The organism is Halomonas sp. H10-9-1, assembly GCF_040147005.1.
Classification (GTDB): Bacteria; Pseudomonadota; Gammaproteobacteria; order Pseudomonadales; family Halomonadaceae; genus Halomonas.
On record NZ_JAMSHO010000001.1, the window covers coordinates 3,590,394 to 3,615,984 of the forward strand.

Annotated in this window: 22 protein-coding genes and 2 tRNA genes; 11 read left to right on the top strand and 13 right to left on the bottom strand. The window is 67.0% G+C overall.

The window, feature by feature from the left end:
- Positions 1-159: 159 nt before the first annotated feature.
- The 11 genes from dksA (at position 160) to NFH66_RS16775 (ending at position 12,572) form a co-directional block, all read left to right on the top strand.
- Positions 160-597, top strand: a complete 438-nt coding sequence (gene dksA / locus NFH66_RS16725) for an RNA polymerase-binding protein DksA (protein ID WP_349611383.1) — start codon at positions 160-162, stop codon at positions 595-597.
- Between the two features lie 84 nt (positions 598-681).
- Positions 682-1,575: a tRNA glutamyl-Q(34) synthetase GluQRS gene (gene gluQRS, locus NFH66_RS16730; protein WP_349611385.1), complete on the top strand. Its 894-nt coding sequence runs from the start codon at positions 682-684 to the stop codon at positions 1,573-1,575.
- Positions 1,576-1,603: 28 nt separating this feature from the next.
- Positions 1,604-1,780, top strand: a complete 177-nt coding sequence (locus tag NFH66_RS16735) for a hypothetical protein (RefSeq protein ID WP_349611386.1) — start codon at positions 1,604-1,606, stop codon at positions 1,778-1,780.
- An 83-nt stretch (positions 1,781-1,863) separates the two neighbouring features.
- Positions 1,864-4,797, top strand: coding sequence for an ATP-binding protein (locus NFH66_RS16740; RefSeq protein WP_349611388.1), 2,934 nt, complete (start codon positions 1,864-1,866; stop codon positions 4,795-4,797).
- Positions 4,794-6,188, top strand: coding sequence for a sigma-54-dependent transcriptional regulator (locus tag NFH66_RS16745; RefSeq protein WP_349611389.1), 1,395 nt, complete (start codon positions 4,794-4,796; stop codon positions 6,186-6,188). The genes NFH66_RS16740 and NFH66_RS16745 overlap by 4 nt, the downstream gene beginning before the upstream one ends.
- An 887-nt stretch (positions 6,189-7,075) precedes the next feature.
- Positions 7,076-8,485, top strand: a complete 1,410-nt coding sequence (pcnB, locus tag NFH66_RS16750) for a polynucleotide adenylyltransferase PcnB (protein ID WP_349611391.1) — start codon at positions 7,076-7,078, stop codon at positions 8,483-8,485.
- Between the two features lie 2 nt (positions 8,486-8,487).
- Positions 8,488-8,994: a 2-amino-4-hydroxy-6-hydroxymethyldihydropteridine diphosphokinase gene (folK, locus tag NFH66_RS16755; RefSeq protein ID WP_349611765.1), complete on the top strand. Its 507-nt coding sequence runs from the start codon at positions 8,488-8,490 to the stop codon at positions 8,992-8,994.
- 66 nt (positions 8,995-9,060) lie between these two features.
- Positions 9,061-9,852: a 3-methyl-2-oxobutanoate hydroxymethyltransferase gene (panB, locus tag NFH66_RS16760; RefSeq protein WP_349611392.1), complete on the top strand. Its 792-nt coding sequence runs from the start codon at positions 9,061-9,063 to the stop codon at positions 9,850-9,852.
- 93 nt (positions 9,853-9,945) lie between these two features.
- Positions 9,946-10,794, top strand: a complete 849-nt coding sequence (gene panC / locus NFH66_RS16765) for a pantoate--beta-alanine ligase (protein ID WP_349611394.1) — start codon at positions 9,946-9,948, stop codon at positions 10,792-10,794.
- Positions 10,795-10,821: 27 nt separating this feature from the next.
- Positions 10,822-11,202: an aspartate 1-decarboxylase gene (panD, locus tag NFH66_RS16770; RefSeq protein WP_349611395.1), complete on the top strand. Its 381-nt coding sequence runs from the start codon at positions 10,822-10,824 to the stop codon at positions 11,200-11,202.
- A gap of 194 nt (positions 11,203-11,396) precedes the next feature.
- Positions 11,397-12,572, top strand: a complete 1,176-nt coding sequence (locus tag NFH66_RS16775) for an acetyl-CoA C-acetyltransferase (RefSeq protein ID WP_349611397.1) — start codon at positions 11,397-11,399, stop codon at positions 12,570-12,572.
- 193 nt (positions 12,573-12,765) lie between these two features.
- On the opposite strand, the gene pnp is transcribed toward NFH66_RS16775, so the two are convergent.
- The 13 genes from pnp to folP form a co-directional block, all read right to left on the bottom strand.
- A complete protein-coding gene (gene pnp / locus NFH66_RS16780) occupies positions 12,766-14,901 on the bottom strand; it encodes a polyribonucleotide nucleotidyltransferase (RefSeq protein WP_349611399.1) in 2,136 nt (711 codons plus the stop codon).
- 303 nt (positions 14,902-15,204) lie between these two features.
- Positions 15,205-15,474, bottom strand: a complete 270-nt coding sequence (gene rpsO / locus NFH66_RS16785) for a 30S ribosomal protein S15 (protein WP_161430138.1) — start codon at positions 15,472-15,474, stop codon at positions 15,205-15,207.
- A 76-nt stretch (positions 15,475-15,550) separates the two neighbouring features.
- On the bottom strand, positions 15,551-16,468 hold the full coding sequence (gene truB, locus NFH66_RS16790; RefSeq protein WP_349611401.1) for a tRNA pseudouridine(55) synthase TruB: 918 nt from the start codon (positions 16,466-16,468) through the stop codon (positions 15,551-15,553).
- Positions 16,468-16,878, bottom strand: a complete 411-nt coding sequence (gene rbfA / locus NFH66_RS16795) for a 30S ribosome-binding factor RbfA (protein WP_349611402.1) — start codon at positions 16,876-16,878, stop codon at positions 16,468-16,470. The genes truB and rbfA overlap by 1 nt, the downstream gene beginning before the upstream one ends.
- A 16-nt stretch (positions 16,879-16,894) precedes the next feature.
- Positions 16,895-19,417 carry a translation initiation factor IF-2 gene (gene infB, locus NFH66_RS16800; protein WP_349611403.1) on the bottom strand — a complete coding sequence of 841 codons (2,523 nt, stop codon included), beginning with the start codon at positions 19,415-19,417 and terminating at the stop codon, positions 16,895-16,897.
- 117 nt (positions 19,418-19,534) lie between these two features.
- Complete coding sequence (gene nusA / locus NFH66_RS16805) at positions 19,535-21,025, bottom strand: transcription termination factor NusA (RefSeq protein WP_349611405.1); 1,491 nt, start codon at positions 21,023-21,025, stop codon at positions 19,535-19,537.
- Between the two features lie 81 nt (positions 21,026-21,106).
- Positions 21,107-21,568: a ribosome maturation factor RimP gene (gene rimP / locus NFH66_RS16810; RefSeq protein ID WP_349611407.1), complete on the bottom strand. Its 462-nt coding sequence runs from the start codon at positions 21,566-21,568 to the stop codon at positions 21,107-21,109.
- Between the two features lie 241 nt (positions 21,569-21,809).
- A tRNA-Met gene (locus tag NFH66_RS16815) sits at positions 21,810-21,886 on the bottom strand.
- 120 nt (positions 21,887-22,006) lie between these two features.
- Positions 22,007-22,093 (bottom strand) — tRNA-Leu (locus tag NFH66_RS16820).
- A 30-nt stretch (positions 22,094-22,123) separates the two neighbouring features.
- Positions 22,124-22,483 carry a preprotein translocase subunit SecG gene (gene secG, locus NFH66_RS16825; RefSeq protein ID WP_349611408.1) on the bottom strand — a complete coding sequence of 120 codons (360 nt, stop codon included), beginning with the start codon at positions 22,481-22,483 and terminating at the stop codon, positions 22,124-22,126.
- A 4-nt stretch (positions 22,484-22,487) separates the two neighbouring features.
- Positions 22,488-23,237 carry a triose-phosphate isomerase gene (tpiA, locus tag NFH66_RS16830; RefSeq protein ID WP_349611409.1) on the bottom strand — a complete coding sequence of 250 codons (750 nt, stop codon included), beginning with the start codon at positions 23,235-23,237 and terminating at the stop codon, positions 22,488-22,490.
- A 73-nt stretch (positions 23,238-23,310) separates the two neighbouring features.
- Positions 23,311-24,669: a phosphoglucosamine mutase gene (gene glmM / locus NFH66_RS16835; RefSeq protein WP_349611410.1), complete on the bottom strand. Its 1,359-nt coding sequence runs from the start codon at positions 24,667-24,669 to the stop codon at positions 23,311-23,313.
- Positions 24,669-25,520 carry a dihydropteroate synthase gene (gene folP, locus NFH66_RS16840; protein WP_502878656.1) on the bottom strand — a complete coding sequence of 284 codons (852 nt, stop codon included), beginning with the start codon at positions 25,518-25,520 and terminating at the stop codon, positions 24,669-24,671. The genes glmM and folP overlap by 1 nt, the downstream gene beginning before the upstream one ends.
- Positions 25,521-25,591: the final 71 nt, after the last annotated feature.

Below are 25,591 nucleotides of genomic sequence, written 5' to 3' on the forward strand. Positions count from 1 at the left end.
GGTCCTAGTGTAGCGACTTTGGTGGCAAGATCGCAGCCTATGGCGTGGCCGAGGTTGCAACCTAGCGACTTTTCGGCTAAACAAGCAGGCCTTTGGCGTGAGATACCTTGCATCGCGGCAGGTATTGATCAGCAGTCACTCAAGTAATGAGGCAGTCCCATGCCAGTAGTCGACAAGAAACCGGAAGCGCCCAAGAAGTTCACCCCCTACGAGCCGGCGGCGGGTGAGGAGTACATGAACGAGGCGCAGCTAGAGCACTTCCGACAGATCCTGCTGGGCTGGAAGCAGGAGCTCATGGAAGAGGTGGACCGCACCGTGCGCCATCTGCAGGAAGAGGCGAACAACTACGCCGACCCGGCCGACCGCGCCACCCAGGAGGAGGGCTTCAGCCTGGAGCTGCGCACCCGGGATCGCGAGCGCAAGCTGCTCAAGAAGATCAACGAGACCCTCGAGATGATCGACGAGGACGACTACGGCTTCTGCGAGGCCTGCGGCGTCGAGATCGGCATTCGTCGGCTCGAGGCCCGTCCCACAGCCACCCTGTGCGTGGACTGCAAGACGCTGGCCGAGCTCAAGGAAAAGCAGCTGGGCGGCTGATCCGGACATGCCGATGTCCTGGCCGATCCTCCGTGACGGGCACCCTTGGGTGCCCGTCCGCGTATCCGACGCCCGGAGCCGCCCATGAGCGACTACCGCGGACGCTTCGCCCCCACCCCATCCGGGCCGCTGCACTTCGGCTCCCTGGTGGCGGCCCTGGCCAGCTTCCTGGATGCCCGCCGCGCCGGCGGCGAGTGGCTACTACGTATCGAGGACATTGATCTACCGCGCTGCCCCGCCGGCGCCGCCGACGAGATCCTCCGTCAGCTGGAGGCCTTCGGCCTGCACTGGGATGGCCCGGCGCGCTGGCAGCACGCCCGCGACGATGCCTACCAGGCCGCCCTCGAGCGGCTGACCGAGCTGGGCCTCGCCTACCCCTGCAGTTGCTCGCGCAAGCAGTGGCGCGACCATCCCGTCTACCCCGGCTGGTGCCGCGCTGGCGTGCGCGAGCCCGACCAGCCGGTGGCCTGGCGGCTGCGCAGCGACCTGGGGCTACGCCCGGTGTCATGGCAGGACCGCCTGTTCGGCGAGCAGCGCTTCGACCCGGCCGCGCTCGGCGACGTGGTACTCAAGCGCAAGGATAGCCTCTGGGCCTACCAGCTCGCCGTGGTGGTCGACGACGCCGACCAGGGCATCAGCGACGTGGTGCGCGGCTTCGACCTGCTCGACAATACCCCCTGGCAGCGCCAGCTGCAGCACGCCCTGGGCGCTCCCGAGCCGCGCTACCTGCACCTGCCACTGATCACGGGAGAGGACGGCCAGAAGCTCTCCAAGCAGAACCTGGCACCGGCCCTGCCCACCGGTGATGCCGCGGTACGCCCGCTGCTGCACGCCGCCCTGGCGGCACTGGACCAGGCGCCGCCGGAAGCCCTGGCCACTGCCCCGGTGACCGAGCAGCTCGCCTGGGCCGTGGCGGCCTGGTCGGTGGCACGCATCCGCCCGCTGGCCGAACGCCCGCGCGCCGACACGCCGGGGTAATGGCGCGGTAAAAGGAGAAGGAGGCCCCATGTACGTCTATCGGCTGATGCTGTTCCTGGTGTTCGGCGGCTACCTGCTCTCGCCGCTGATCATGAGCGGCTGGGCCACTCCCGGCGTCGCCTGGTACCGTCCCTTCGTCATCTGGGGCGTGCTGATCGCCCTGACCGTGTGGCTTGAGCAGAAGAGGAAGCTCGATGAACGCTAGCTCGCCGAGTACCGCCTCTCCTGGCGTCATCCGAGGCGTGCCGGTCGCCCCGACCCCGTGGCTGATGCAGAAGAGTAAGCAGAATGAACGCTAGCCTGGCGACCATGCTCGGCGTGGGGGCCGGCTTCCTGCTGCTGCTCTGGCTCTGCGCCCTGGCCGTGGATCGTGGCTGGATCCCCACGCGGGTCACCCGCCACCCGCTGGTCTACGCCCTGGCGCTGGGAGTCTACGCCAGTGCCTGGGCGATCTACGGCAGCCTGGAGCTGGCTGCCACCTCCGGCTACGGCTACCTGACCTACTACCTGGGCGTGGCCGGTGCCTTCCTGCTGGCGCCGGTGCTGCTGGTACCGATCCAGCGCATGGTGCGCACCCATCAGCTGGCCTCCCTGGCCGACCTCTTCGCCTTCCGCTACCGTTCACGCTGGGTCGGCACCCTGATCACCCTCGTCAGCCTGCTGGCGGTACTGCCGCTGCTGGCGCTGCAGGTGCAGACCATGGGCAATGCCATCTACCTGATGACCGGTGCCGCCTCGCCGGCCACGCTGGCACTGCTCTTCTGCGTGCTGCTGGCGCTGTTCGACATGACCTTCGTGGGGCGAAGGCGAATCGACGGCCACCATGACAGCCTGCTGGCGGTGATGGCGCTCTCCTCTCTGATCAAGCTTGGCGCCATGCTGTGCCTGGGTGGCTTCGCCCTGTTCGTCGTGTTCGATGGCCCCGCCGACGTCCAGGCCTGGCTCGAGGGCCCGGGCCAGGCCTTCCAGGCCAGCGTGGTCCAGACCGACCCGGCCCACTGGCGCTCGCTGCTGCTGCTGTTCTTCGCCGGCCTGCTGATGCCCCATATTTTCCACCTGGTGTTCACCGAGACCCCCTCGCGCCACACCCTGCTGCAGGCCAGCTGGGGGCTGCCCCTGTTCCTGTTGCTGATGGCGCTGCCGGTGCCACTGATCCTGTGGGCAGGCCAGCGCCTGGGCACCGATGCCCCCCTGGACACGGCCTACCTGGCGTTCGGCCTCTCCGAGTCGGTAACGCTCCAGGCGCTGGCCTTCCTCGCCGGCCTGGCCGCCACCAGCGCCACCACACTGCTGATTGCCCTGGCGCTGTCGGGCATGCTGGTCAATCACGTCTTCCTGGTGGCGCACCCTCCCGGGGCCCACCACGACCTCTACCGCTGGCTGCGCTGGCTGCGCCGCGGCCTGGTCGCGGCCGTGGTGTTCGGCGGCTGGCTCTTCTACCGCATCGTCGGCATGCACCATGACCTGACCAGCCTGGGGCTGGCCGCCTTCGTGGGTATGGCGCAGTGCCTGCCCGGCCTGCTGGCCCTGCTCTACTGGCCGGGCGCTAATCGGCGAGGCATGCTGGCCGGGCTGACCATCGGCATCCTGGTGTGGCTCGCCGGGCTTTGGCCGCCACTGCTGAGCGGACTGCCCGCCCTGGTGCTGATCCCTCCCGGGCTCGAGGCGCTGGCCGACGAGCCCGCCTGGTATGCGGTGACCCTGGTCTCCCTGGCGAGCAACGCCCTGGTCTTCATCGTGGTCTCCCTGGCCACCCCGACCTCCGAGGGAGAGCGCGCCGCCGCCGAGGCCTGCTCGGTGGACGCGGTGATCCGCCCCAAGCGCCTGCCGCTGGAAGCTGCCAACGGCGAGGCATTCAAGGCGCCCCTGGCCCAGGCCCTGGGGGAACCGGCGGCGGCACGCGAGGTGGATCGCGCCCTGGACGACCTGGGGCTGTCGCCGCAGGATGGCCGGCCCTATGCGCTGCGCCGGCTGCGCGACCGCCTGCAGGCCAACCTCTCCGGGCTTATGGGCCCCTCGGTGGCCCAGGACATCGTCGACCGCTACCTGCCCTACCGCCAGGATGGCCCCGGCGCCACCGAAGACATCCACTTCGTGGAGAGCCGCCTGGAGGCCTATCGCTCGCGGCTCACCGGCCTGGCCCGTGAACTCGACGGCCTGCGCCGCTACCACCGCCGCACCCTGACCCGGCTGCCGGTGGGGCTATGCGCCTTCGGCGAGGATGGTGAGCTGCTGATGTGGAACGACGCCCTGGCCCGGCTCTCGGGCATCGAGGGCACCAGCGTGATCGGCTCCCGGCGCGAGAGCCTGCCCGCCCCCTGGGGCGAACTGCTGGGGCGCAGCATCGCCGAGCCCGACAGCCACCTCTACAAGCAGCCGGTCAGCCTGGACGGCGCCACCCGCTACCTGAGCCTGCACAAGGCCGCCCTGGAGGGCAGCGACAGCGAACCCGGCGGCACGGTGATCCTGGTCGAGGATCACAGCGAGATGAAGTGGCTGGAGGACGAACTGGTCCACGCTGCCCGCCTGGCCTCCATCGGTCAGCTGGCCGCCGGCGTGGCCCACGAGATCGGCAACCCCATCACCGGCATCTCCTCGTTGGCCCAGAACCTGCGCTACGAGACCGACGACCCCGAGGTGCTGGAGACCACCGAGCAGATCCAGCAGCTCACCGATCGCGTCTCGCGCATCGTCTCCTCGCTGGTGGGCTTCGCCCATGGCGGACGTCACCTGGCCGGCCGCACGCTCGCCCCGGTTGGCATCGCCGAAGTGGTCGACGAGGCCATTCACTTGATCCACCTCGCCCGCTCGGGGGAGGATGTGCGCTTCGACAATCGCTGCCCGGCGACGGAGCGGGTCGAGGGCGACGCCCAGCGCCTGCTGCAGGTGATGGTCAACCTGCTCGGCAACGCCCGCGACGCCAGCGGGCCGGGGGATGGCGTGACCATCGAGGCCATCCCCAAGGACGCGGGGCTGAGGATCAGCATCACCGACGAGGGGGCCGGCATCGACCCGAGCGTGCGCGACCACCTCTTCGAGCCCTTCACCACCACCAAGCCCCCCGGCGAGGGCACCGGCCTCGGCCTGCCGCTGGTCTACAGCATCGTCGCCGAGCACCACGGCACCCTGGAGGTCGAGTCGCCACCGCCGGGGAGCGCGCGTGGCACCCGCATCAGCCTGTGGCTGCCGCGCCACCAGAAGGAGGGTGAGACACCCCAATGAGCCGGATCCTGATCGTAGAAGACGAAGCCATCATCCGCAGCGCGCTGCGCCGGCTGCTCGAGCGCCACGACTATCGGGTCGACGAGGCCGGATCGGTCTCCGATGCCATGGCCCTGGATCCGCAGCGCTTCGACCTGGTGATCAGCGACCTGCGCCTGCCGGGCGAACCCGGCACCGAGCTGATCGCCCGCGCCGCCCCGGTGCCGGTGCTGATCATGACCAGCTATGCCAGCATGCGCTCCGCCGTGGACGCCCTCAAGCTGGGTGCCGTGGACTATGTGGCCAAGCCCTTCGACCACGATGAACTGCTCGAGACCGTGGCCCGGGTGCTCCACCAGCAGGGCAGCCTGCGTGCCGAGCCCCCCGGCATCGCCGAACCCGATGGCCAGGAACGGCCGATGATCGGCCACTGCGAGGCGATGCAGCGGGTCTACGCGCGGATCCGCAAGACGGCCCCGGCCGATGTCACCGTGCTGGTCCAGGGAGAGTCCGGCACCGGCAAGGAACTGGTGGCCCGCGCCCTGCACCAGCAGAGCCGGCGTGCCCAGGCGCCACTGATCTGCGTCAACTGCGCGGCGATTCCCGAGACACTGATCGAGTCGGAGCTATTCGGCCACGAGAAGGGGGCCTTCACCGGGGCCAGTGCCGCACGCACCGGGCTGGTGGAGGCCGCCGACGGCGGCACCCTGTTCCTCGACGAGATCGGCGAGCTGCCCCTGGACGCCCAGGCGCGGCTGTTGCGCGTGCTGCAGGAGGGCGAGATCCGCAAGATCGGCTCGGTGGAGACCCGTCACGTCGATGTGCGCCTGATCGCCGCCACCCACCGTGACCTCCAGTCGCTGTCGAAGACCGGCGAATTTCGCCTCGACCTCTACTATCGCCTCAACGTGATGCAGATCGACCTGCCGCCCCTGCGCGAGCGCGAGGAGGATGTGCTGCTGATCGCCGACGCCCTGCTGGAGAAGGCCTGCCGGCGCCATGAGCGCGAGGGGCTGCGCCTCTCCCGGGCCGCACGCGACGAGATTCGCCACTACCCCTGGCCCGGCAATGTGCGTGAGCTGGAGAACGCCCTGGAGCGCGGCGTGATCCTCGCCGAGGGCCATCTGATCCACCCCGATGACCTGGGCCTCTCCGCGGCCGGCGGGGCCCCGGCGGTGGCCCGACGCCCTACCCCACCCCCGGAGGCACCCGCGGACGACAAGGAGGAGAGCCCTCCCGAGGGTGACCTGTCCCTGGAGGACTACTTCCAGCACTTCGTGCTGGAGCATCAGGATCTCATGAGCGAGACCGAACTGGCCCAGAAGCTCGGCATCAGCCGCAAGTCGCTATGGGAACGCCGCCAGCGCCTCGGCATCCCCCGCAAGAAGAGCACGCGGCGCCGAGCAGAGTGAGCCGGCCGGTGTCCATGCGACCATAGCCCATGCGACCATGGTGCTAGACGCCTTTCCTCTCCCTCGACAGGCGCTGCAGGCGGCGTTACCGCCCCCAACGGGCCTATTTGTTACCGTCCCACACAGCCGCCCCCCATCCGGACGCCCTGCGGGTAACACTTCTCCTCGCAGGTATTGCCCTCCCGTTACGCCGAAACAATAAGCTCATGTAATAAAAGGATTTAATCCTATGTGGCACGCTGCCTGCTATCTTACAGGGTAAGAAAAACAAGTTCCGGCGTTACCCGCTGCGCACCACAACAACAACGCAAACAACGTAGCCCGGGTGACACAGGTCCGCCGCCACAACAATAATTCTGGCGGGCCGCGCCAAGACGGCACCGAGTCTAACAACAACAGCATTGAGTGCCCGGCCCCTCGGTCCATAACAACAACAACAACAACAACAGCAACAATTCGAGGCACCGGAAGAGATAGGACGCGACGCGCCAGCCACGCCCATAACAAGAACAGCGGGCAAGCGAGGCGCACCCCCGGAAACAACACCAATACGCCGGGGGAAGGCAAATTCATTGCCGTCGTGGTTGGATTATTGTTTTGAATACGAGGCGGTCACCACCAGGAGCGCCAACAAGGATAACAACACTGCTTGCCTGAACCACTCCTTGGTGACTGTGGTGCGTATTCAAGGCGATGTGCCATCACGAAGAAGAACCAGCAGCACGGACGCTGCATCGTTGCTTAGGGGGGAGGCCAGCGGCCTCCCCCTTTTACGTGTGGCCGCCTGACAGGTCCCGGCGCTATGCAAGCCTACGGGGGTCCGCTACACTCAACGCTTTTACGCGCTTTCCAAGCGCCTTTTCCGCCTTGCGAGTCGATATCGCCGCATGTTCAAAGGATTTACCCGTTTTCTGCAGAGCCCCGGCGAGAGCCTGAAGTCGCTGTTCGGCACCGAGGTCGCCGCTGGCGTGCCCGAGGTCCGCGTCATTCCCCGCCAGGAGCACCCGGTATCGCGCCAGCACTTCAGCGATGCCGCCCTCAAGGTCCTCTATCGACTCCACAACGCCGGTTTCGAGGCCTACCTGGTCGGTGGCTGCATCCGTGACTCTCTGCTGGGGCGCATGCCCAAGGACTTCGATGTGGCCACCGACGCCACGCCGGAGGAAGTGAAGGAGCTATTCCGCAACTCGCGAATCATCGGCCGCCGCTTCCGCATCGTCCACGTGCGCTTCGGCCGCGAGGTGATCGAGGTCACCACCTTCCGCGGCAAGCCCGGTGACGATCACGCCGACCATATCGCCCAGCAGTCCGACGACGGCCTACTGCTGCGTGACAACGTCTGGGGCAACATCCAGGAAGACGCCCTGCGCCGCGACTTCACCATCAACGCCCTCTATTACAACATCGCCGACTTCTCGATCCACGACTTCGCCAATGGCGTTCGCGACATCGAGGCGCGCACCCTGCGGCTGATCGGCGACCCGGCGACCCGCTATCGCGAGGACCCGGTGCGCATGCTGCGTGCCGTGCGCTTTGCTGCCAAGCTCGACTTCCAGTTGGCCCCGTCCAGCGAGTACCCGATCCGCGAACTCGCCCCCCTGATGCTGCAGATTCCCCCGGCGCGCCTGTTCGACGAGGTGCTCAAGCTGTTCATGGCCGGTCACGGCGTCGAGACATTTCGCCTGCTGCGCCACTACGGCCTGTTCGAGATGCTCTTCCCCGAGGCCGCCGAGGCCATGGACGAGTTGCCCTGGGCCGAGCGCCTGGTCGAGGAGGCGCTGGCCAGCACCGACCGCCGCATCCAGGAGGAGCGCCCGGTGACCCCGGCCTTCCTGTTCGCCGCCATGCTGTGGGCGCCGGTGGTGCAGCGCCAGGCCGAGCAGGAGGCCGCTGGCCTCCCGCCGATCCCGGCCCTGCAGGCTGCCTCCCAGCAGGTGGTCTCACGCCAGCTCCAGCACGTGTCGATTCCCAAACGCTTCAGCCTGCCCATGCGCGACATCTGGGACCTCCAGCAGCGCCTGCCACTACGCCGCGGGCGGCGGGTGTTCCAGACCCGGGAGCATCCGCGCTTCCGCGCCGCCTATGACCTGCTGCTGCTGCGCGAAGCGGCCGGCGAACTCACCCCCGGACTCGGCGACTGGTGGACCGACTTCCAGAATGCCGGCGAGCATGAACAGGCCCGTCTGCTCGACAAGGCCGGCGCCAATCCCGCCGGCAGCGGCAAGCCCGGCCGCAAGAAGCGCCGCCGCCGGCGCAAGCCGCACCGCGACAACGGTGGCGGCAGCCCCGAGGCATGAGCATGCACCGCGCCTGGGTCGGCCTGGGCAGCAATCTCGAGGATCCCGAGACGCAGGTCGCCCGAGCCCTCGACGCCCTCGACCGACTGCCGCTGACGCGGCGCCTCGCCGCCTCCAAGTTGTATGCCAGCCGCCCTGTCGGCCCCAGGGACCAGCCCGACTTCATCAATGCCGTGGCCTGCCTGGAGACCCGCCTCTCGCCGCTGGCGCTGCTCGACCAGTTGCAGGCCCTGGAACAGCGCCACCGCCGCGTTCGGGCGCGCCGCTGGGGGCCCCGCACCCTCGACCTGGATCTGCTACTGTTTGATGACAGCACTCTGCACCTGCCGCGGCTGACGGTGCCACATCCGGAGATGACCCGGCGCGCCTTCGTGCTGGTACCACTACTGGCAGTGGATCCGCGGATGCGGCTGCCCGATGGCCGGCGGCTGGCCGACCTGGACGCCGCGCATGCCGACGCAGCGACACTGCGAGTGTTACCCATCGACACAACGCGGCCATTCAGGTAACAATCGTGGGTTACACGGGCCGGCAACCCGCGCCGCGACCCGACGTCACAAATGAGAGAGCACGCCATGAAACCCATCACCCTGAGCACGCTGCAGGCCTACAAGCGCGCCGGTGACACCTTCAGCTCCCTGACCGCCTACGACGCCTCCTTCGCCAGGGCCGCCAGCGATGCCGGCATCGAGGTGCTACTCGTGGGCGACTCCCTGGGCATGGTCCTGCAAGGCCACGCCAGCACCCTGCCAGTCACCCTGGAGGAGATCTGCTACCACACCCGCTGCGTGGCACGAGGCAAGGGCGCCAGCCTGCTGATGGTCGACCTGCCCTTCATGGGCAATCCCAGTACCGAACGCCTGCTGGAGAACGCCGGCGAGCTGATGCGTGCCGGGGCCGAGCTGGTCAAGGTGGAGGGCGAGGCGTGGATGGCCGACGGCATCCGTGAGCTGACTCGCCGCGGCGTGCCGGTGTGCGCTCACCTGGGCCTGACGCCGCAGACCGTCTACCAGTTGGGCGGCTACAAGATACAGGGACGCGATGCCGATCACGCCAGCCGGATCCTCGAGGACGCCCGCACCCTGGTCGAGGCCGGCGCCTCGGTGATCCTGCTCGAGTGCGTGCCAGCGAGCCTGGGTCGCGCCGTCAGCGAGGCCCTCGACGTGCCGGTGATCGGCATCGGGGCCGGACCCGGCACCGACGGCCAGATCCTCGTCATGCACGACATACTCGACGTCACCCCAGGGCGCAAGCCGCGCTTCGTCAAGAACTTCATGGCCGAGGCCGAGAGCATCCAGGGCGCCTTCCGTCGCTACCATGAGGACGTCAAGGCACGGCGCTTCCCCGCCGAGGAGCACTGCTTCTAACTGCGATTGCTGACTGCGTGCTTGAACTGCATGTTTTTCGCTATGGAGCTCTTAAGCACGGTGTTAAATACCGCCTCTAGCCGGAACGTTGCCATGCGAACCCTGAGAGAGATATCCGCCCTGCGCGAGGCGCTGGGCGACGCCCGTCGCCGCGGCGAGCGCATCGCCCTGGTGCCCACCATGGGCAACCTCCACGATGGCCACCTGGCCCTGGTCGCCGCCGCCCGCGAGCGAGCCGAGGTAGTGATCGCCACCATCTTCGTCAACCCGCTGCAGTTCGGCGCAGGCGAGGACCTCGACGCCTACCCGCGCACCCTGCAGGCGGACCAGGCACGCCTCGAGACGGCCGGCTGCGACCTGCTGTTCGCCCCCGACGCCGCCACTGTGTATCCCCGTGGCCTCGCGGCTCAGACCCGCATCGTGGTTCCCGAGGTCACCGAGGGGCTATGCGGTGCCTCGCGCCCCGGCCACTTCGATGGCGTCTCCACGGTGGTCGGCATGCTCTTCAATCTGGTGCAACCCGACCTCGCCTGCTTCGGCGAGAAGGACTACCAGCAGCTGGCGGTGATCCGGCGCATGGTCGCCGACCTGCACTTCCCCATCGAGATCGTCGGCGTGCCCATCGTGCGCGCCGAGGATGGCCTGGCCCTCTCCTCGCGCAACGGCTACCTGAACCCCGAGCAGCGTGCCATCGCCCCGCGCCTCTACGCCACCCTAGGCGAGCTGCGCGAGGGCCTGGAGTCCGGTGGCGCCCCGTCCGCGCTCCTCGAGCACGGCCGGACACGCCTGAAGGAGGCCGGCTTCGAGCCCGACTACCTCGAGCTACGCGCTGCCGACCTCGGGCCTGTCACCGCCGCCACCCGCGAGGCGGCACTGCTCGCCGCCGCCCGGCTGGGCACCACCCGACTGATCGACAACCTGACCCTGACCCTGCCCCGTTGAGGCAGCCCCCTGGAGGACCCTATTTCCATGTACACCATCATGCTCAAGGCCAAGCTGCACATGGCCCGCGTCACCCATGCCGTGCTCAACTACGAGGGCTCCTGCGCCATCGACGGCGAGCTGCTCGACATGGCCGGCATCCGCGAGAACGAGCAGATCCAGATCTATAACGTCGAGAATGGCCAGCGCTTCACCACCTACGCCATCCGTGCCGAAGAGGGCTCGAAGGTGATCTCGGTGAACGGTGCCGCCGCCCACCTGGCCAGCGAAGGCCAGCGAGTGATCATCTGCAGCTACGCCCACTACGGCGATGCCGAGCTCGAGACCCACCAGCCCGCCCTGGTCTACCTCCAGGAAGGCAACCACGTCAGCCACACCAGCCGCGCCATCCCCGTCCAGATGGCCTGAACCCGAGGGTGCTAATCGGGCAATGCCTGCTCGGTTAGCACCCGCCTCCTGCCCGGGACGCTCGCCTACCACCAAATTACCGCCACGCAAACATTGCGGCACCGCACAAGACTCCCCTATGCTGAATAGACCGGTCGTGTCCGGCTGTCGCGACAAGGCCGTAAGCCCGTCTTTCCAGCAAGGAGAGTGCTCACATGCAAGAAGTGGTTATCGTTGCCGCTCGCCGTACCGCCGTTGGTTCCTTCGGAGGCTCCCTGGCCAGCATCCCCGCCAGCGACCTGGGTGCCATGGTCATCAAGGACATCCTGGCTTCCACCGGCGTGGCCGGTGACCAGGTGGACGAGGTGCTGCTCGGCCAGGTACTCACCGCCGGGGTCGGCCAGAACCCTGCCCGCCAGGCGGCCATCAAGGCCGGCCTGCCCGAGACCGTGCCGGCCATGACCATCAACAAGGTCTGTGGCTCCGGTCTCAAGGCCCTGCACCTGGCCACCCAGGCGATCCGCTGCGGCGACGCCGAGCTGATCATCGCCGGCGGCCAGGAGAACATGTCTGCCTCACCCCACGTGCTGCCCAACTCACGCAACGGCCAGCGCATGGGCGACTGGAAGGCAGTGGACAGCATGGTCCACGACGGCCTGTGGGACGCCTTCAACAACTACCACATGGGTATCACCGCCGAGAACCTGGCCGAGAAGTACGGCATCACCCGCGAGCAGATGGACGAGTTCGCCGCCGGCTCCCAGCAGAAGGCCGCCGCCGCCATCAGCGCGGGCAAGTTCAAGGGGCAGATCGTCCCGGTCGAGATTCCCCAGCGCAAGGGCGACCCGGTGATCTTCGACACCGATGAGGGCCCGCGCAACGTGACCGCCGAGAAGCTCGCCGGCATGCGCCCGGCGTTCAAGAAGGATGGCACCATCACCGCCGGCAACGCCTCCTCCATCAACGATGGCGCCGCCGTGGTCATGCTCTGCTCCGCCGAGAAGGCCAAGGCGCTGGGCCTCGAGCCGCTAGCGCGCATCACGGCCTACGCCAACGCCGGCGTCGACCCGACGATCATGGGCATCGGCCCGGCCCCGGCGACCCGTCGCTGCCTGGAGAAGGCCGGCTGGAGCCTGGACGACCTGGACCTGGTCGAGGCCAACGAGGCCTTCGCCGCCCAGGCGCTCTCCGTCAACAAGGAGCTGGGCTGGGATGCCAGCAAGATCAACGTCAACGGCGGTGCCATCGCCATCGGTCACCCCATCGGTGCCTCCGGCTGCCGCATCCTGGTGACGCTGGTCCACGAGATGATCGCCCGCGACGCCAAGAAGGGCCTGGCGACCCTGTGCATCGGCGGCGGCCAGGGCGTGGCACTCGCCATCGAACGGTAACGCGCTGCGCGCGAGCTGTAAGCTGTAAGCTGTAAGCTGTAAGCTGTAAGCTGTAAGCTGTAAGCACAATGAAATAAGCCCTTGCGGACGAGTTCCACAAGGGCTTTTCTTTCGTTTGCTACCCCATTGAAAAACCCTCCACGGTTGGACCATGGAGGGTTTTCTTACGGCTTACAGCTTAAGGCTTCAAGCTTTATAGCTCGGGCTCGGCGACCGCTTCGGCCTCGAACGCCGCCTTCTCCTCCGGAGTGATCTCCTTGATGGTGAGCTTCACCCGGTTGCGGTTGTCGATATCGAGCACCTTGACGATGGGCTCATCGCCCTCGTTGAGGAAGTCGCGCACGTCGTTGACCCGTTCCGGCACGATCTGGGAGATATGCACCAGCCCGTCGGTACCCGGCATGATGTTGACGAAGGCGCCGAAGTCGGCGATGCGCACCACCTTGCCGCGGTAGAGCTTGCCGATCTCGGGCTCGGCGGTGATCGCCAGCACGGTGTCGATGGCCGCCTTGGCCGCCGACTTGTCCTCGGCGTAGATGCGCACGGTGCCGTCGTCGTCCAGGTCGATGGAGGCGCCGGTGTCCTCGCAGATCTTGCGGATGGTGGCGCCGCCCTTGCCGATGACATCGCGGATCTTGTCCGGGGCGATCTTGATGGTCGCCATGGCGGGGGCGTTCTCGGAGACCTCGGCGCGGCTCTGGGCGATCACCGCATTCATCTGCTCGAGGATCTGCTGGCGGGCGTCGTAGGCCTGCTGCAACGCCTGCTCCATGATCTCCTCGTTGATGCCCTCGATCTTGATGTCCATCTGCAGGGCGGTGACACCCTCGGTGCTGCCGGCCACCTTGAAGTCCATGTCGCCGAGGTGATCCTCGTCGCCGAGGATATCGGTGAGCACGGCGAAGCCGTCGGCATCCTTGACCAGGCCCATGGCGATGCCCGCCACCGGGGCCTTCATCGGCACGCCGGCATCCATCAGGGCCAGCGAGGAGCCACACACGGACGCCATGGAGCTGGAGCCGTTGGACTCGGTGATCTCGGAGACCACGCGGATGGTGTAGGGGAAGTCCGCCTCGTCGGGCAGCATCGCCTGCACACCGCGACGTGCCAGGCGTCCGTGACCGATCTCGCGACGCTTGGGCCCGCCCATGAAGCCGGCCTCGCCCACGCTGTAGGGAGGAAAGTTGTAGTGCAGCAGGAAGCGATCCTTGCGCTCGCCCTCCAGCGACTCGATCAGCTGGGAGTCGCGCAGGGTGCCCAGGGTCGCCACCACGATGGCCTGGGTCTCGCCGCGGGTGAAGATCGCCGAACCGTGGGTCTTGGGCAGGCTGCCAACCTCGATATCCAGCGGGCGCACGGTCTTGTGGTCGCGGCCGTCGATGCGCGGCTCACCCTTGACCACGCGCGCACGCACCACACGCTTCTCCAGGCCCGAGAAGGCGCCCTTCACCTCATCGCTGTCGAACTTGCCCTCGCCCTCGCCGGCGAGCTGCTCGACCGCCTCGGCCTTGAGGGCGGAGAGGGCGTCCTGGCGCTGCATCTTGTCGGTGATGCGATAGGCCTCGCCCACGCGGGCCTCAAAAGCCTCGGCCACGGCGGCCTTGAGCGCGGCATTCTCCGCCGGCGGCTGCCAGCCCCACTTCGGCTTGCCCGCCTCGGCGACCAGCTCGTTGATCGCCTGGATCGCGACCTGCATCTCCATATGGCCGTAGAGCACCGCGCCGAGCATCTCGTCCTCGAGCAGCTCATCAGCCTCGGACTCCACCATCAGCACCGCCTTCTCGGTACCGGCAACGACCATATCAAGCTCGGAGGTGGCGAGCTCCTCGACAGTGGGGTTGAGGAAGTAGCCCTTCTCTTCGTCGAAGCCGACGCGGGCCGCCCCGATGGGACCGTTGAAGGGTACGCCGGAGATGGCCAGGGCCGCAGAGGTACCCAGCAGCGCCGCGATATCCGGGTCATGGTTGCGGTCGGTAGAGAGCACGGTACAGACGACCTGCACCTCGTTCATGAAGCCCTTGGGGAAGAGCGGGCGGATCGGGCGGTCGATCAGCCGCGAGGTCAGGGTCTCCTTCTCGGTGGGACGCCCCTCGCGCTTGAAGAAGCCGCCGGGAATCTTGCCGACCGCGTAGGTCTTCTCCTGATAGTGGACGGAGAGCGGGAAGAACGGCTGGGCCGGATTGGCCTCCTTCCTGGCAACCACGGTGCACAGCACCACGGTATCGTCCATGGTGACCATCACGGCACCGGTGGCCTGGCGGGCGATACGCCCGGTTTCCAGGGTGACGGTGCTGCGACCGTACTGAAATGTCTTCTTGACCGGATTCACGGCGACTTCCTTCATATCTACTTTTCTGTGTTTGGGTCGTTTCGACTCGCCGACCATTTTAGGGGTTGACGCGCCCCGCGGCCACCGGATAGCAAGATTTCCGCCCTATACACGCAAAACGGGCAGCCCGAAGGCTGCCCGTTTTGACGTCTGCGTCAGAAAGAAAAGGAGGAATTCGCGTCACGAGCGACGAGAGGCTGGTCGCCGCCGGAGCGCAGGAACCGGAATGTAGCCTGCTACATGAGGATTCCGAGCACCGCCGGCGGCCAGGATATCGAGCGCAGTAGCGAATTACCCTTTTCTTTAGCGACGCAGGCCGAGACGCTGAATCAGTGCCTGATAGCGCTCGAAGTCCTTGCGCTTCAGGTAGTCCAGCAGCTTGCGGCGCTGGTTGACCATGCGGATCAGACCACGACGGGAGTGGTGATCCTGCTTGTTGGTCTTGAAGTGGTCCTGCAGGCCATCGATGTTGGCGCTCAGCAGGGCAACCTGCACTTCGGGGGAACCGGTATCGTTGTCGCCACGACCGAATTCGTTGACGATTGAGGCCTTCTGTTCGGCGGTAAGTGCCATCTGTCTCTCCAGTAAGCAATATGCCTGAATGATGAATGTAGGAGACCACGCATATTTGCAGTCTCGGCGTTGCTCCCTAGTCGGCCGCAGTACTCAGCAGCCGTTTCGGCGCCACCTCCTGTGGCGTCGTTACCGCGCCGAGGCCCAGGAAGGCCCCGTCGCAGTAGAGTCTTGCCGTCTCGCCGGCGGCGATGCCGCTGGCATCCACCCGGGCCGACTGACCCTGGGTCAGCCGCCGGGCCGCCGCGGCCTCGACCTCGAGGCGGGGCAGATGCGCTGCCAGGATGTCCACCGGTAGCAGCGTCGCTTCCCGGGCGGCCTGGTCGGGCAGTGCCGCCAACGCCTCGAGGGTCAGCATGCCCTCGGCGCCGAAGGGGCCGGTGGCCAGGCGACGCAGCACACTGATATGCGCGCCAGTGCCCAGGGCGCGGCCGATATCCTCGGCCAGGGTGCGCACGTAGGTTCCCTTGCTGACCGCCACTTCCAGCTCGAAGGCACTGCCCTCGAAGGCAATGAGCCGCGCATCATACACCGTCACGCGCCGTGCTGCACGCTCGACCGACTTGCCCTCCCGCGCCAGTTCGTAGAGCTTGCGGCCCTGGTGCTTGAGCGCCGAATACATCGGCGGCACCTGCTCGATCTCGCCATGGAATCCCGCGAGAACCGCCTCCACATCGGCGACGGTCAACGCCGGCACTTCCCGCCGCTCGACCACCTCACCCTCGGCGTCGCCGGTATCGGTCACCACCCCCAGTTCCACCCGGGTGCGGTAGACCTTGTCGGACGCCAGCAGGTGGGCAGAAAACTTGGTCGCCTCGCCGAAGCACACCGGCAACAGCCCGGTGGCCATGGGGTCCAGGGTGCCGGTGTGGCCCGCCTTCTGGGCCTGGAACAGCCGCCGTGCCCGTTGCAGCGCATGATTGCTGGACATGCCCGCGGGCTTGTCCAGCAGCAACACCCCGTTGACCGGCAGGCCGCGACGTCGACGCGCCATCAGTCGCGCTCACCCTCGTCTTCGGCAGACGACGGCGCCTCGCCGTGACGGGCGCGGTCACGCTCCACCGCCTCGTCAATCAGCGAGGAGAGGCGCTGGCCGCGCACCACGCTCTCATCGTAGTGGAAGCGTAGCTCCGGCACGTGGCGCAGCTTGATGCGCCGGGCGATCTGCCCGCGCAGGAAGCCGGCGGCCTGCTTGAGAACCTTGAGGTTCTCCTTGATGCGCTCCGGGGTATCCTCGCCCAGCAGGGTCACATGAACATCGGCATAGCCGAGGTCACGGCTGACCTCGACGCCGCTGACGGTGACCATGCCCAGGCGCGGGTCCTTGACCTCGCGCTGGATGAGTACCGCCAGCTCCTTCTGGAGCTGGTCGGCCACCCGGTCGGTACGCTTGAACTCGCGCATGCTTGGCTCCTGGCGCCTAGAGCGTCCGCTCGACCTTGACCTGATCGAAGACCTCGATCTTGTCGCCGACCTGGACATCGTTGTAGTTCTTCACGCCGATGCCGCACTCCATGCCGTTGCGCATTTCCTGGACATCGTCCTTGAAGCGGCGCAGCGACTCGAGCTCACCCTCGTAGATGACCACGTCGTCGCGCAGCACACGGATCTTCTTGTTGCGGTGCACGCTGCCCTCGATGACCATGCACCCGGCGATGGCACCGATCTTGGGCGCACGGAAGACGTCACGGACCTCGGCTACACCGACGATCTCTTCCTTCCACTCCGGCGCCAGCATGCCGGTCATCGCCTGCTTGACCTCATCGATCAGGTGGTAGATGACGCTGTAGTAGCGCAGGTCGAGGCCTTCGCGCTCGATGATCTCGCGGGCCGCAACATCGGCACGCACATTGAAGCCGATCACGATGGCCTCGGAGGCCAGCGCCAGGTTGGCATCGGTGCCGGTGATGCCGCCGACGCCAGAGGAGACCACGGCCACTTCCACCTCGTCGGTGGAGAGCTCTTCGAGCGCCCCCTTGATCGCCTCCAGGGAGCCCTGGACGTCGGCCTTGAGCACGATGGTCAGCTTGGCGGCCACGTCCTGGCCCATCTGGCTGAACATGTTCTCCAGCTTGGCCTTCTGCTGGCGCGCCAGGCGCACCTCACGGTACTTGCCCTGACGGAAGTTGGCGACCTCGCGGGCCTTCTTCTCATCGGCCACCACCATGAAGTCGTCACCCGCCTCGGGAGTGCCGTCGAGACCCTGGATCTCCACCGGCATCGCCGGCCCGACCTCGTCGACCTGCTTGCCGAGCTCGTTGGTCAGGGCACGCACGCGGCCGTAGTGCAGGCCGGCCAGCACGATATCACCCTTCTTCAGGGTGCCGTTCTGGACCAGCACCGTGGCCACCGGACCGCGACCCCTGTCCAGGCGCGACTCGACCACCACGCCCTTGCCGGGCGCCTCGGGCACGGCCTTGAGCTCGAGCACCTCGGAGACCAGCAGCACCGCCTCCAGCAGCTCGTCGATGCCCTCGCCGGTCTTGGCGGAGACGTGCACGAACTGGGTGTCGCCGCCCCACTCCTCGGAAATGACACCGTGCTGGGAGAGCTCGTTCTTGACCCGATCCGGGTCGGCGGTCGGCTTGTCGATCTTGTTGACGGCGACCACCATGGGAACGCCGGCGGCCTTGGAGTGCTCCACGGCCTCGATGGTCTGGGGCATCACGCCGTCGTCGGCGGCCACCACCAGGATGACCACGTCGGTGGCCTTGGCACCGCGGGCACGCATGGCGGTGAAGGCCGCGTGTCCGGGCGTATCCAGGAAGGTCACACCGTGAGAGCCGTTCACCTTCTCGGCGGCGACGTGATAGGCGCCGATATGCTGGGTGATGCCGCCGGCCTCGCCGGTGGCCACCTTGGCCTGGCGGATGTAGTCGAGCAGTGAGGTCTTGCCGTGGTCGACGTGACCCATGACGGTGACCACCGGGTCGCGAGTGAGCTCCTCACCCTCGTAGGAGATGCTCTCCAGCACTTCCTCTTCCAGCGCATCGTCCTTGACCAGCCTGGGCGTGTGGCCCATCTCCTCGACCACGATGGCCGCGGTGTCCTGATCGATGATCTGGTTGATGGTCACCGCCGCACCCATGGTGAACATGGTCTTGATGACTTCGTTGGCCTTGATCGACATCTTGTCGGCCAGGTCGGCGACGCTGATCGACTCGGGGATCGAGACCTCGCGGATGATCGGCTGGGTCGGCTTCTGGAAGCCATGCTTGCCGCCGCCCTGGCTGCTGCCACCACGGCGACCGCCGCGGCGCTCGGCGCGCTTGACCTTCTTGCCACCGCCACGCCGCCGCTCCTCGCGATCGTCGTCGTCGCGCTCGTGGCGACCCTTCTTGGCCGCGGCCTTCTTGGACGGCGCGGTACGGCGATCCGAACGCCCCTCCTTGGGGGGAGCCGGCGGCTCGTCGGAGGGTGCCGGGGCCTCGAGGTCGGGCACCGGAATGTCAGGCACCTCGGCGGCCTTCTGGGCCTCGAGCTTGGCGGCGGCCTCCTGGGCGGCCTGTTCCGCGGCCCGCGCCTTGGCCTCCTCGGCCTCCCGAGCCTCCTTGGCGGCCTGGGCCTGCTGGGAGTCGGCCATGTCGCCGACCAGCTGGCGCGGACCGGTGTCCTCCACCGGCTCCGGCTTGCTCTCCTCCTCGGCGCGCTTGACGTAGGTGCGCTTCTTGCGCACCTGCACCTCGATGGTCTTGCCACGCTCGCCGGTCTTGATGCGACTGCGCGTCTTGCGTGTCAGGGTGATGCGGTTCTTCGGCGCGGCCTTCTCGGTATCACCGCCATGGCTCTTGGTCAGGTAGTCGAGCAGCTGACGCTTGTCCTCCTCGGACACGGCATCGCCCTCGGACTTGTGCTTGAGCCCGGCTTCTTTCATCTGCTCCAGCAGGCGGGGAACGTCGCGCCCCACCTTCGCTGCAAAATCCTTAACGGTCATGTCTGACATGTAGACCCTCCTGAGCCCGTGACCCCAATTCTGTTCGCTTCGAATACTGCCGGTCCGAGCGCGGGGCATCGGACCCTTGTCTGCACGCTATTCGCCTTCGAGCGGTTCGTATGCGAGCTACTCGCTCTCAAACCAGGGCGCACGGGCAGTCATGATCAGTGACGCGGCACGCTCCTCGTCAATGCCCTCGATATCCAGCAGATCATCGACGGACTGCTCGGCCAGATCCTCCATGCTGACGATCCCGCGGCTGGCCAGGATGAAGGCCAGGTGACGCTCCATGCCTTCCATCTCCAGCAGGTCGTCGGCCGGCTGGGCACCGTCCAGCTCCTCCTCGGAGGCGATGGCGAGGTTGAGCAGCTCATCCTTGGCGCGAGCGCGCAGCTCCTCGATGATCTCCTCGTCGAACTCCTCGATCTCGAGCATCTCCTCGACCGGCACGTAGGCGATCTCCTCCAGGGTGGTGAAGCCCTCCTCCACCAGCAGGCGCGCCACGTCGTCGTCGATGTCGAGGTGCTGCACGAAGTGCTCCACCAGGCTGTCGATCTCCTGATCACGCTTGTCCTCCGCCTCGGCCTCGGTCATGACGTTGATCCGCCAGCCGGTCAGCTCGGAGGCCAGGCGCACGTTCTGGCCGCTGCGGCCGATGGCTTGTGCCAGGTTGTCCTCGGCGACAGCCACATCCATGGCGTGGGCATCTTCGTCGACCAGGATCGAGGCGACGTCCGCCGGCGCCATGGCGTTGATCACCAGCTGGGCCGGGTTGTCGTCCCACAGCACGATATCCACGCGCTCGTTCTGCAGCTCCGAGGAGACCGCCTGGACCCGCGAGCCACGCATGCCCACGCAGGCGCCCACCGGGTCGATGCGACGGTCGTTGGTCTTCACGGCGATCTTGGCACGCGAGCCCGGGTCCCGGGCGGCGCCCTTGATCTCGATGAGCTGCTCGGCGATCTCGGGAACCTCGATGCTGAACAGTTCGATGATCAACTCGGGGCAGGTACGCGACAGGATCAGCTGCGCACCGCGGGCCTCGGCATCGACCTTGATCAGCAGGGCACGAACCCGCTCGTTCATGCGATAACGCTCGCCGGGAATCATCTCGCCGCGCGGCAGGAACGCCTCGGCGTTGTCGCCCAGGTCGATGACCAGGCCGTCGCGGGTGGTCTTCTTGACGATACCCGAGACCAGTTCGCCCTCGCGATCGGCGTAGAGGCGCACTACCTCGGCCCGCTCGGCCTCACGAACCTTCTGCACGATGACCTGCTTGGCGGTCTGGGCGGCGATGCGGCCGAAGTCGGCGTTCTCGATGCGCTCCTCGACCACGTCGCCCAGGCCCAGGGGCGGGTCGCGGCGCTCGGCGAAGGTGAGCTTGATCTGGTGGTCGGGGCCGTCGAAGTCATCATCCTCGACCACTTCCCAACGGCGGAAGGTCTCGTAGTCGCCGGTACTGCGATCGATATGCACCCGTACGCTGGCTTCCTCGTCCTCGAAGCGCTTGCGCGACGCGCTGGCCAGGGCCGCCTCGACGGCCTCGAAAATCACCTCGCGGGGAACTCCCTTCTCGTTGGAGATCGCATCGACGACCGCCAGAATCTCTTTACTCATGCCTTTGCCTCGCCAGAAAACCTGTTCTCGAGCTGTTGCTCAACACGCCTCCCGGGGGAGGCCGAATCCTTGAACCGCGGGCTAGTCCTCGAAACGGGGCACCACGCGGGCTTGATCGATGCCATCGACGGGGAAGCAGTACTCCTCTCCATCGACCTGCAGCAGCACCTCGTCGCCCTCCACGCCGGCCAGCAGGCCCTGGAACTTGCGACGCCCCTCGAAGGACGCGCGCAGCTTCAGCGCCACCTCATGGCCGCGATAGCGGGAAAAATGATCGAGGGTAAACAGCGGGCGATCCATCCCCGGGGAGGAGACCTCGAGGCGATACTCGCCATGGATCGGATCCTCCACATCGAGCAGCGCGCTCACCTGGCGGCTGATATCCGCGCAGTCGTCGACGCTGACGCCGTCGGCATGGTCGATATAGATCACCAGACGCGAGTGCTTGCCTTGGGAGAGATGATCGATGCCCCACAACTCGAAGCCCATGGCGGTGACCACGGGGTCGATCAATGCGTATAGCGCTGCATCCTTGGTAGCCACGGAATAGACTCCTACAGCCGTTGCATCAGGCACCTGGCCGGGAGTGAACTGGGAAGTCAGGTGGCTGATTGGCATTGCCCGGAACAGTGCCCTGGCGCCTGGCGCTCTGGGCAAACTGCTAACAAAAAGCCCCTTCACAGGAAGGGGCTTTTACATAAAACCTGTAGACCACTCCGGCTATCTGGCTGCCCCTTCATGCGAACATGACCATGTCACTATTCGCCAGGCACCTGCCGGAAGATGGTAGCGGGGACCGGATTTGAACCGATGACCTTCGGGTTATGAGCCCGACGAGCTACCAGACTGCTCCACCCCGCATCAATCTAGGTCGGTGATGTTACACGCAACTGACGAATCCGTCAAGGGGCGTACACCGCATTGCCAATCCTGCTTCTGAAGGATCGTCGACAACCTGCATAGGCGTCGCGATGAATCAGATGGTGCCGAAGGCGGGACTTGAACCCGCACGACCGTAAGGTCACTACCCCCTCAAGATAGCGTGTCTACCAATTCCACCACTTCGGCATCAGGGGAGGCTGGAAACTGCGCAGCGAGCTACTCGTCGCTGCCCTCCAGCACTGGCGCAGCATTATCCATGCTCGACCCCTCGTCGTCAAGGGTCGGCACGCTGTTCTGCTGCTCGATCAGCCGCGCGTCGGGAATTCCGGCCTCGGGGGCAGCGCCGCTCTGGCTGGCAAACCAGGCCAGGGTCAGGGAGGTGGCGAAGAAGGCCGCCGCCAGCAAGGCGGTGAACTTCGCCAGGAAGCCGCCGCTGCCGCGGGAGCCGAACACGGTCTGGGAGGCACCGCCACCGAAGGCGGCACCGGCCTCGGCACCCTTACCCTGCTGCAGCAGGATCAGGGCGACCAGGGCGATGGCGATCGCCACGTGGATCATGAGAATGGCAACTTGCATGGAATCAACCTGCTGACTGACAGATGGCTAGGAAATCGTCGACCTTGAGCGAGGCACCGCCCACCAGGCCGCCGTCGATATCGGGCTGGGCAAGCAGCTCCGCTGCATTGCCCGCGTTCATGCTGCCGCCGTAGAGCAGCCGCAGCCTGGCCGCCAGGTCGCGATCGAAGCCGGCCAGGTATTCGCGAATGCCGGCCATCACCTCCTGGGCCTGCCCCGGCGTCGCGGTACGGCCGGTACCGATGGCCCATACCGGCTCATAGGCGATGATCACGCGCTCGCGCTGTTCCGGCGCCAACCGCTCCATCACGAAGCCGACCTGACGCAACACCACTTGCATGGTGTGGCCGGCATCGCGCTCCGCGAGGGTCTCGCCGACGCAGAGCAGCGGCGTGATGTCGACGCCGAGGGCGGCCAGCAGGCGGTCGTGCACCTGCTCGTCGCTCTCGCGGTAGAGCTGGCGCCGCTCGGAGTGGCCCACCAGCACATATCGGACGCCGAACTCGCACAGCATGCTCCCGCTCACCTCGCCGGTATGGGCGCCCGAAGGGTGCGGGTTGAGCGTCTGGGCGCCGAGCTGCAGCGGGGTCCCGTCGAAGGCGCGCCGTGCCGCCTCCAGATAGGGGTAGGGCGGAAAGATCGCCGTATCCAGCGAGCTCGGCAACGCGGCACTGGAGAAGGCCCGCCCGAAGGCCTCGACCAGCTCGGTCGAGCCGTTCATCTTCCAGTTGCCGGCGATCAGCGGCGTGCGCATCGACTGTCCTCTTTCAAGGTGGAGCGAAATGGTATAGGAGAGGCCCTGTCAAGACAACCGGCGCCGTGGGCGCTCAGGCGTCGAGCAGCGCCTCGACCCGCTCGGCGAGGCGCCGCGCCAGACCATCCACGTCGAGGTGCGGGCGCCCCTCGACCATCACCCGGATCAGCGGCTCGGTGCCGGAAGGCCGCAACAACACCCGCCCCTCATCGCCCAGCTCACCCTCGACCTCGCTCACCGCCTCCTGAAGGGCCGGCATGGCCATCACCGCCCGGGCATTACTGCCCGGCGTGAGGCGCACGTTGACCAGCGCCTGGGGCGCCTTCTCGAGACCGTCGAGCAGGCGGCTCAGCGGCTTATCCTCACGCACCATGAACGCCAGCACCTGCAGCGCCGAGACGATGCCGTCACCGGTCGTCTGCACATGGCCGCAGACGATATGCCCGGAGGACTCGCCGCCCAGTTGCCAGCCATTGGCAGCGAGGCGTTCCATCACGTAGCGGTCGCCCACCTTGGCACGCTCGAAGGGCACGCCCATGGCCTCCAGCGCCGCGGCAAGGCCGAAGTTGGTCATCAGGGTGCCGACCACGCCGCCGCCCAGCTCGCCGCGGGCGTGGCGGTCGCGGGCGATCAGGTAGAGGATATCGTCGCCGTCGATCTCGCAGCCGTCGCTGTCCACCAACAGCACCCGGTCGCCGTCGCCGTCGAAGGCCACCCCCAGGTCAGCGCCCTGCTGGATCACCGCCGCGCGCAGCGCTGCCGGATGGGTGGAGCCCACCTCGCGGTTGATGTTCAGGCCGTCCGGGCTCGCGCCGATCAGGCTGACCTCGGCGCCGAGCTCGCGGAACACGCTGGGGGCGATATGGTAGGTGGCGCCGTGGGCGCAGTCGAGCACTACCCTGAGGCCGCCGAGGCTGACCCGATCGGGAATGGTCGACTTGCAGAACTCGATGTAGCGGCCGTCGGCGTCGTCGATGCGAGTGGCCTTGCCGAGACGGTCCGCAGGCACCGTGACCAGGGGCTCCTCAAGCATCGCCTCGATCTCCTCCTCGACGTCGTCACCCAGCTTGGCTCCTGCGGCGGAGAAAAACTTGATGCCGTTATCGGCGAAGGGGTTATGCGACGCCGAGATGACGATGCCGGCATCGGCGCGAAAGGTGCGCGTCAGGTAGGCGATACCCGGGGTCGGCATGGGGCCCAGCAGCGACACGTCGATGCCGGCGGCGGAGAGCCCAGCCTCCAGCGCCGACTCGAACATGTAGCCGGAGATGCGGGTGTCCTTGCCGATCAGCACCCGGTGGCGACGCTTCGGGTTGCGCGCCGCCAACACCCGGCCGGTGGCCCAGCCCAGCTTGAGCATGAAGTCGGCGGTGATCGGCGGCTCACCCACCGTGCCGCGAATCCCATCGGTTCCGAAGTAGCGTCGCGCCATCAGCATCCCTCCTTGAGTACGGCCCAGGTCATGTTCACCGCATCCACGCTGGGGGCCACGTCGTGGACGCGCAGGATGCGGGCGCCACGCTCCACCGCCAACGCCGTCAGTGCCAGGCCACCCGACAGGCGCTCCTCCACCGGACGCTCCAGCACCTTGCCAATCATGCTCTTGCGCGACATGCCCACCAGCAGCGGCAGCTCGAGGTCGGCGAGATGCGCCATGCGGTTGAGCAGGCGCAGGTTATGCTCAACGGTCTTGCCGAAGCCGAAACCCGGATCGAGCAGCAGACGTTCACGGTGCAGGCCTGCGGCCTCACACTCGGCGACGCGGGCGGCAAGATAGCCGGCCACCGCCTCCTCGATGGGTACATCATAGCGGGGCGCCTGCTGCATGTCGCGGGGCTCGCCCTGGCGGTGCATCAGGCATACAGGCAGTCCGCTGCCGATGGCCGCGGCCAGCGCCCCCTCGCGCTCCAGGGAACGCACGTCGTTGATCATCCCCGCGCCCAGGGCAGCGCTCGCGCGCATCACCTCGGGGCAGCTGGTATCCACCGAGACCAGGGCGTCGAGTTCGCGAACCAGCGCCTCCACCACCGGCGCCACACGATCGAGCTCTTCCTGGGGCGAGACCGAGTCGGCCCCGGGGCGGGTCGACTCGCCGCCGACATCGATCAGCGCCGCACCTTCGGCCAGCATCCGCTCGGCGTGGCGCAGGGCGTCGTCCAGGGCCACATGGCGACCGCCATCGGAGAAGGAGTCGGGGGTGACGTTGAGGATCCCCATGACGCGGGGGTAGGAGAGGTCGAGCCGGTGTCGGCCGCAGATCAGGGAGGCGTGATTCGGATTCATCTTCGCTCGGCAGGTATGGAGAAAGGGAGTAAACCAGAAAGACAAAGGCGCCCCCGCGGGGGCGCCTGACA

What these genes read in the sequence shown, in the direction of transcription:
- tpiA (WP_349611409.1), bottom strand. Translation starts at nt 23,237, where the DNA reads ATGCGCACGCCGCTGATCGCCGGCAACTGGAAGATGAACGGCTCGACC.
- glmM (WP_349611410.1), bottom strand. Translation starts at nt 24,669, where the DNA reads ATGGCGCGACGCTACTTCGGAACCGATGGGATTCGCGGCACGGTGGGT.
- NFH66_RS16745 (WP_349611389.1), top strand. Translation starts at nt 4,794, where the DNA reads ATGAGCCGGATCCTGATCGTAGAAGACGAAGCCATCATCCGCAGCGCG.
- gluQRS (WP_349611385.1), top strand. Translation starts at nt 682, where the DNA reads ATGAGCGACTACCGCGGACGCTTCGCCCCCACCCCATCCGGGCCGCTG.
- truB (WP_349611401.1), bottom strand. Translation starts at nt 16,468, where the DNA reads ATGGCGCGTCGACGTCGCGGCCTGCCGGTCAACGGGGTGTTGCTGCTG.
- rpsO (WP_161430138.1), bottom strand. Translation starts at nt 15,474, where the DNA reads ATGGCACTTACCGCCGAACAGAAGGCCTCAATCGTCAACGAATTCGGT.
- folK (WP_349611765.1), top strand. Translation starts at nt 8,488, where the DNA reads ATGCACCGCGCCTGGGTCGGCCTGGGCAGCAATCTCGAGGATCCCGAG.
- NFH66_RS16775 (WP_349611397.1), top strand. Translation starts at nt 11,397, where the DNA reads ATGCAAGAAGTGGTTATCGTTGCCGCTCGCCGTACCGCCGTTGGTTCC.
- folP (WP_502878656.1), bottom strand. Translation starts at nt 25,520, where the DNA reads ATGAATCCGAATCACGCCTCCCTGATCTGCGGCCGACACCGGCTCGAC.
- infB (WP_349611403.1), bottom strand. Translation starts at nt 19,417, where the DNA reads ATGTCAGACATGACCGTTAAGGATTTTGCAGCGAAGGTGGGGCGCGAC.
- panD (WP_349611395.1), top strand. Translation starts at nt 10,822, where the DNA reads ATGTACACCATCATGCTCAAGGCCAAGCTGCACATGGCCCGCGTCACC.
- nusA (WP_349611405.1), bottom strand. Translation starts at nt 21,025, where the DNA reads ATGAGTAAAGAGATTCTGGCGGTCGTCGATGCGATCTCCAACGAGAAG.
- panB (WP_349611392.1), top strand. Translation starts at nt 9,061, where the DNA reads ATGAAACCCATCACCCTGAGCACGCTGCAGGCCTACAAGCGCGCCGGT.
- NFH66_RS16735 (WP_349611386.1), top strand. Translation starts at nt 1,604, where the DNA reads ATGTACGTCTATCGGCTGATGCTGTTCCTGGTGTTCGGCGGCTACCTG.
- panC (WP_349611394.1), top strand. Translation starts at nt 9,946, where the DNA reads ATGCGAACCCTGAGAGAGATATCCGCCCTGCGCGAGGCGCTGGGCGAC.
- NFH66_RS16740 (WP_349611388.1), top strand. Translation starts at nt 1,864, where the DNA reads ATGAACGCTAGCCTGGCGACCATGCTCGGCGTGGGGGCCGGCTTCCTG.
- pcnB (WP_349611391.1), top strand. Translation starts at nt 7,076, where the DNA reads ATGTTCAAAGGATTTACCCGTTTTCTGCAGAGCCCCGGCGAGAGCCTG.
- secG (WP_349611408.1), bottom strand. Translation starts at nt 22,483, where the DNA reads ATGCAAGTTGCCATTCTCATGATCCACGTGGCGATCGCCATCGCCCTG.
- dksA (WP_349611383.1), top strand. Translation starts at nt 160, where the DNA reads ATGCCAGTAGTCGACAAGAAACCGGAAGCGCCCAAGAAGTTCACCCCC.
- rbfA (WP_349611402.1), bottom strand. Translation starts at nt 16,878, where the DNA reads ATGCGCGAGTTCAAGCGTACCGACCGGGTGGCCGACCAGCTCCAGAAG.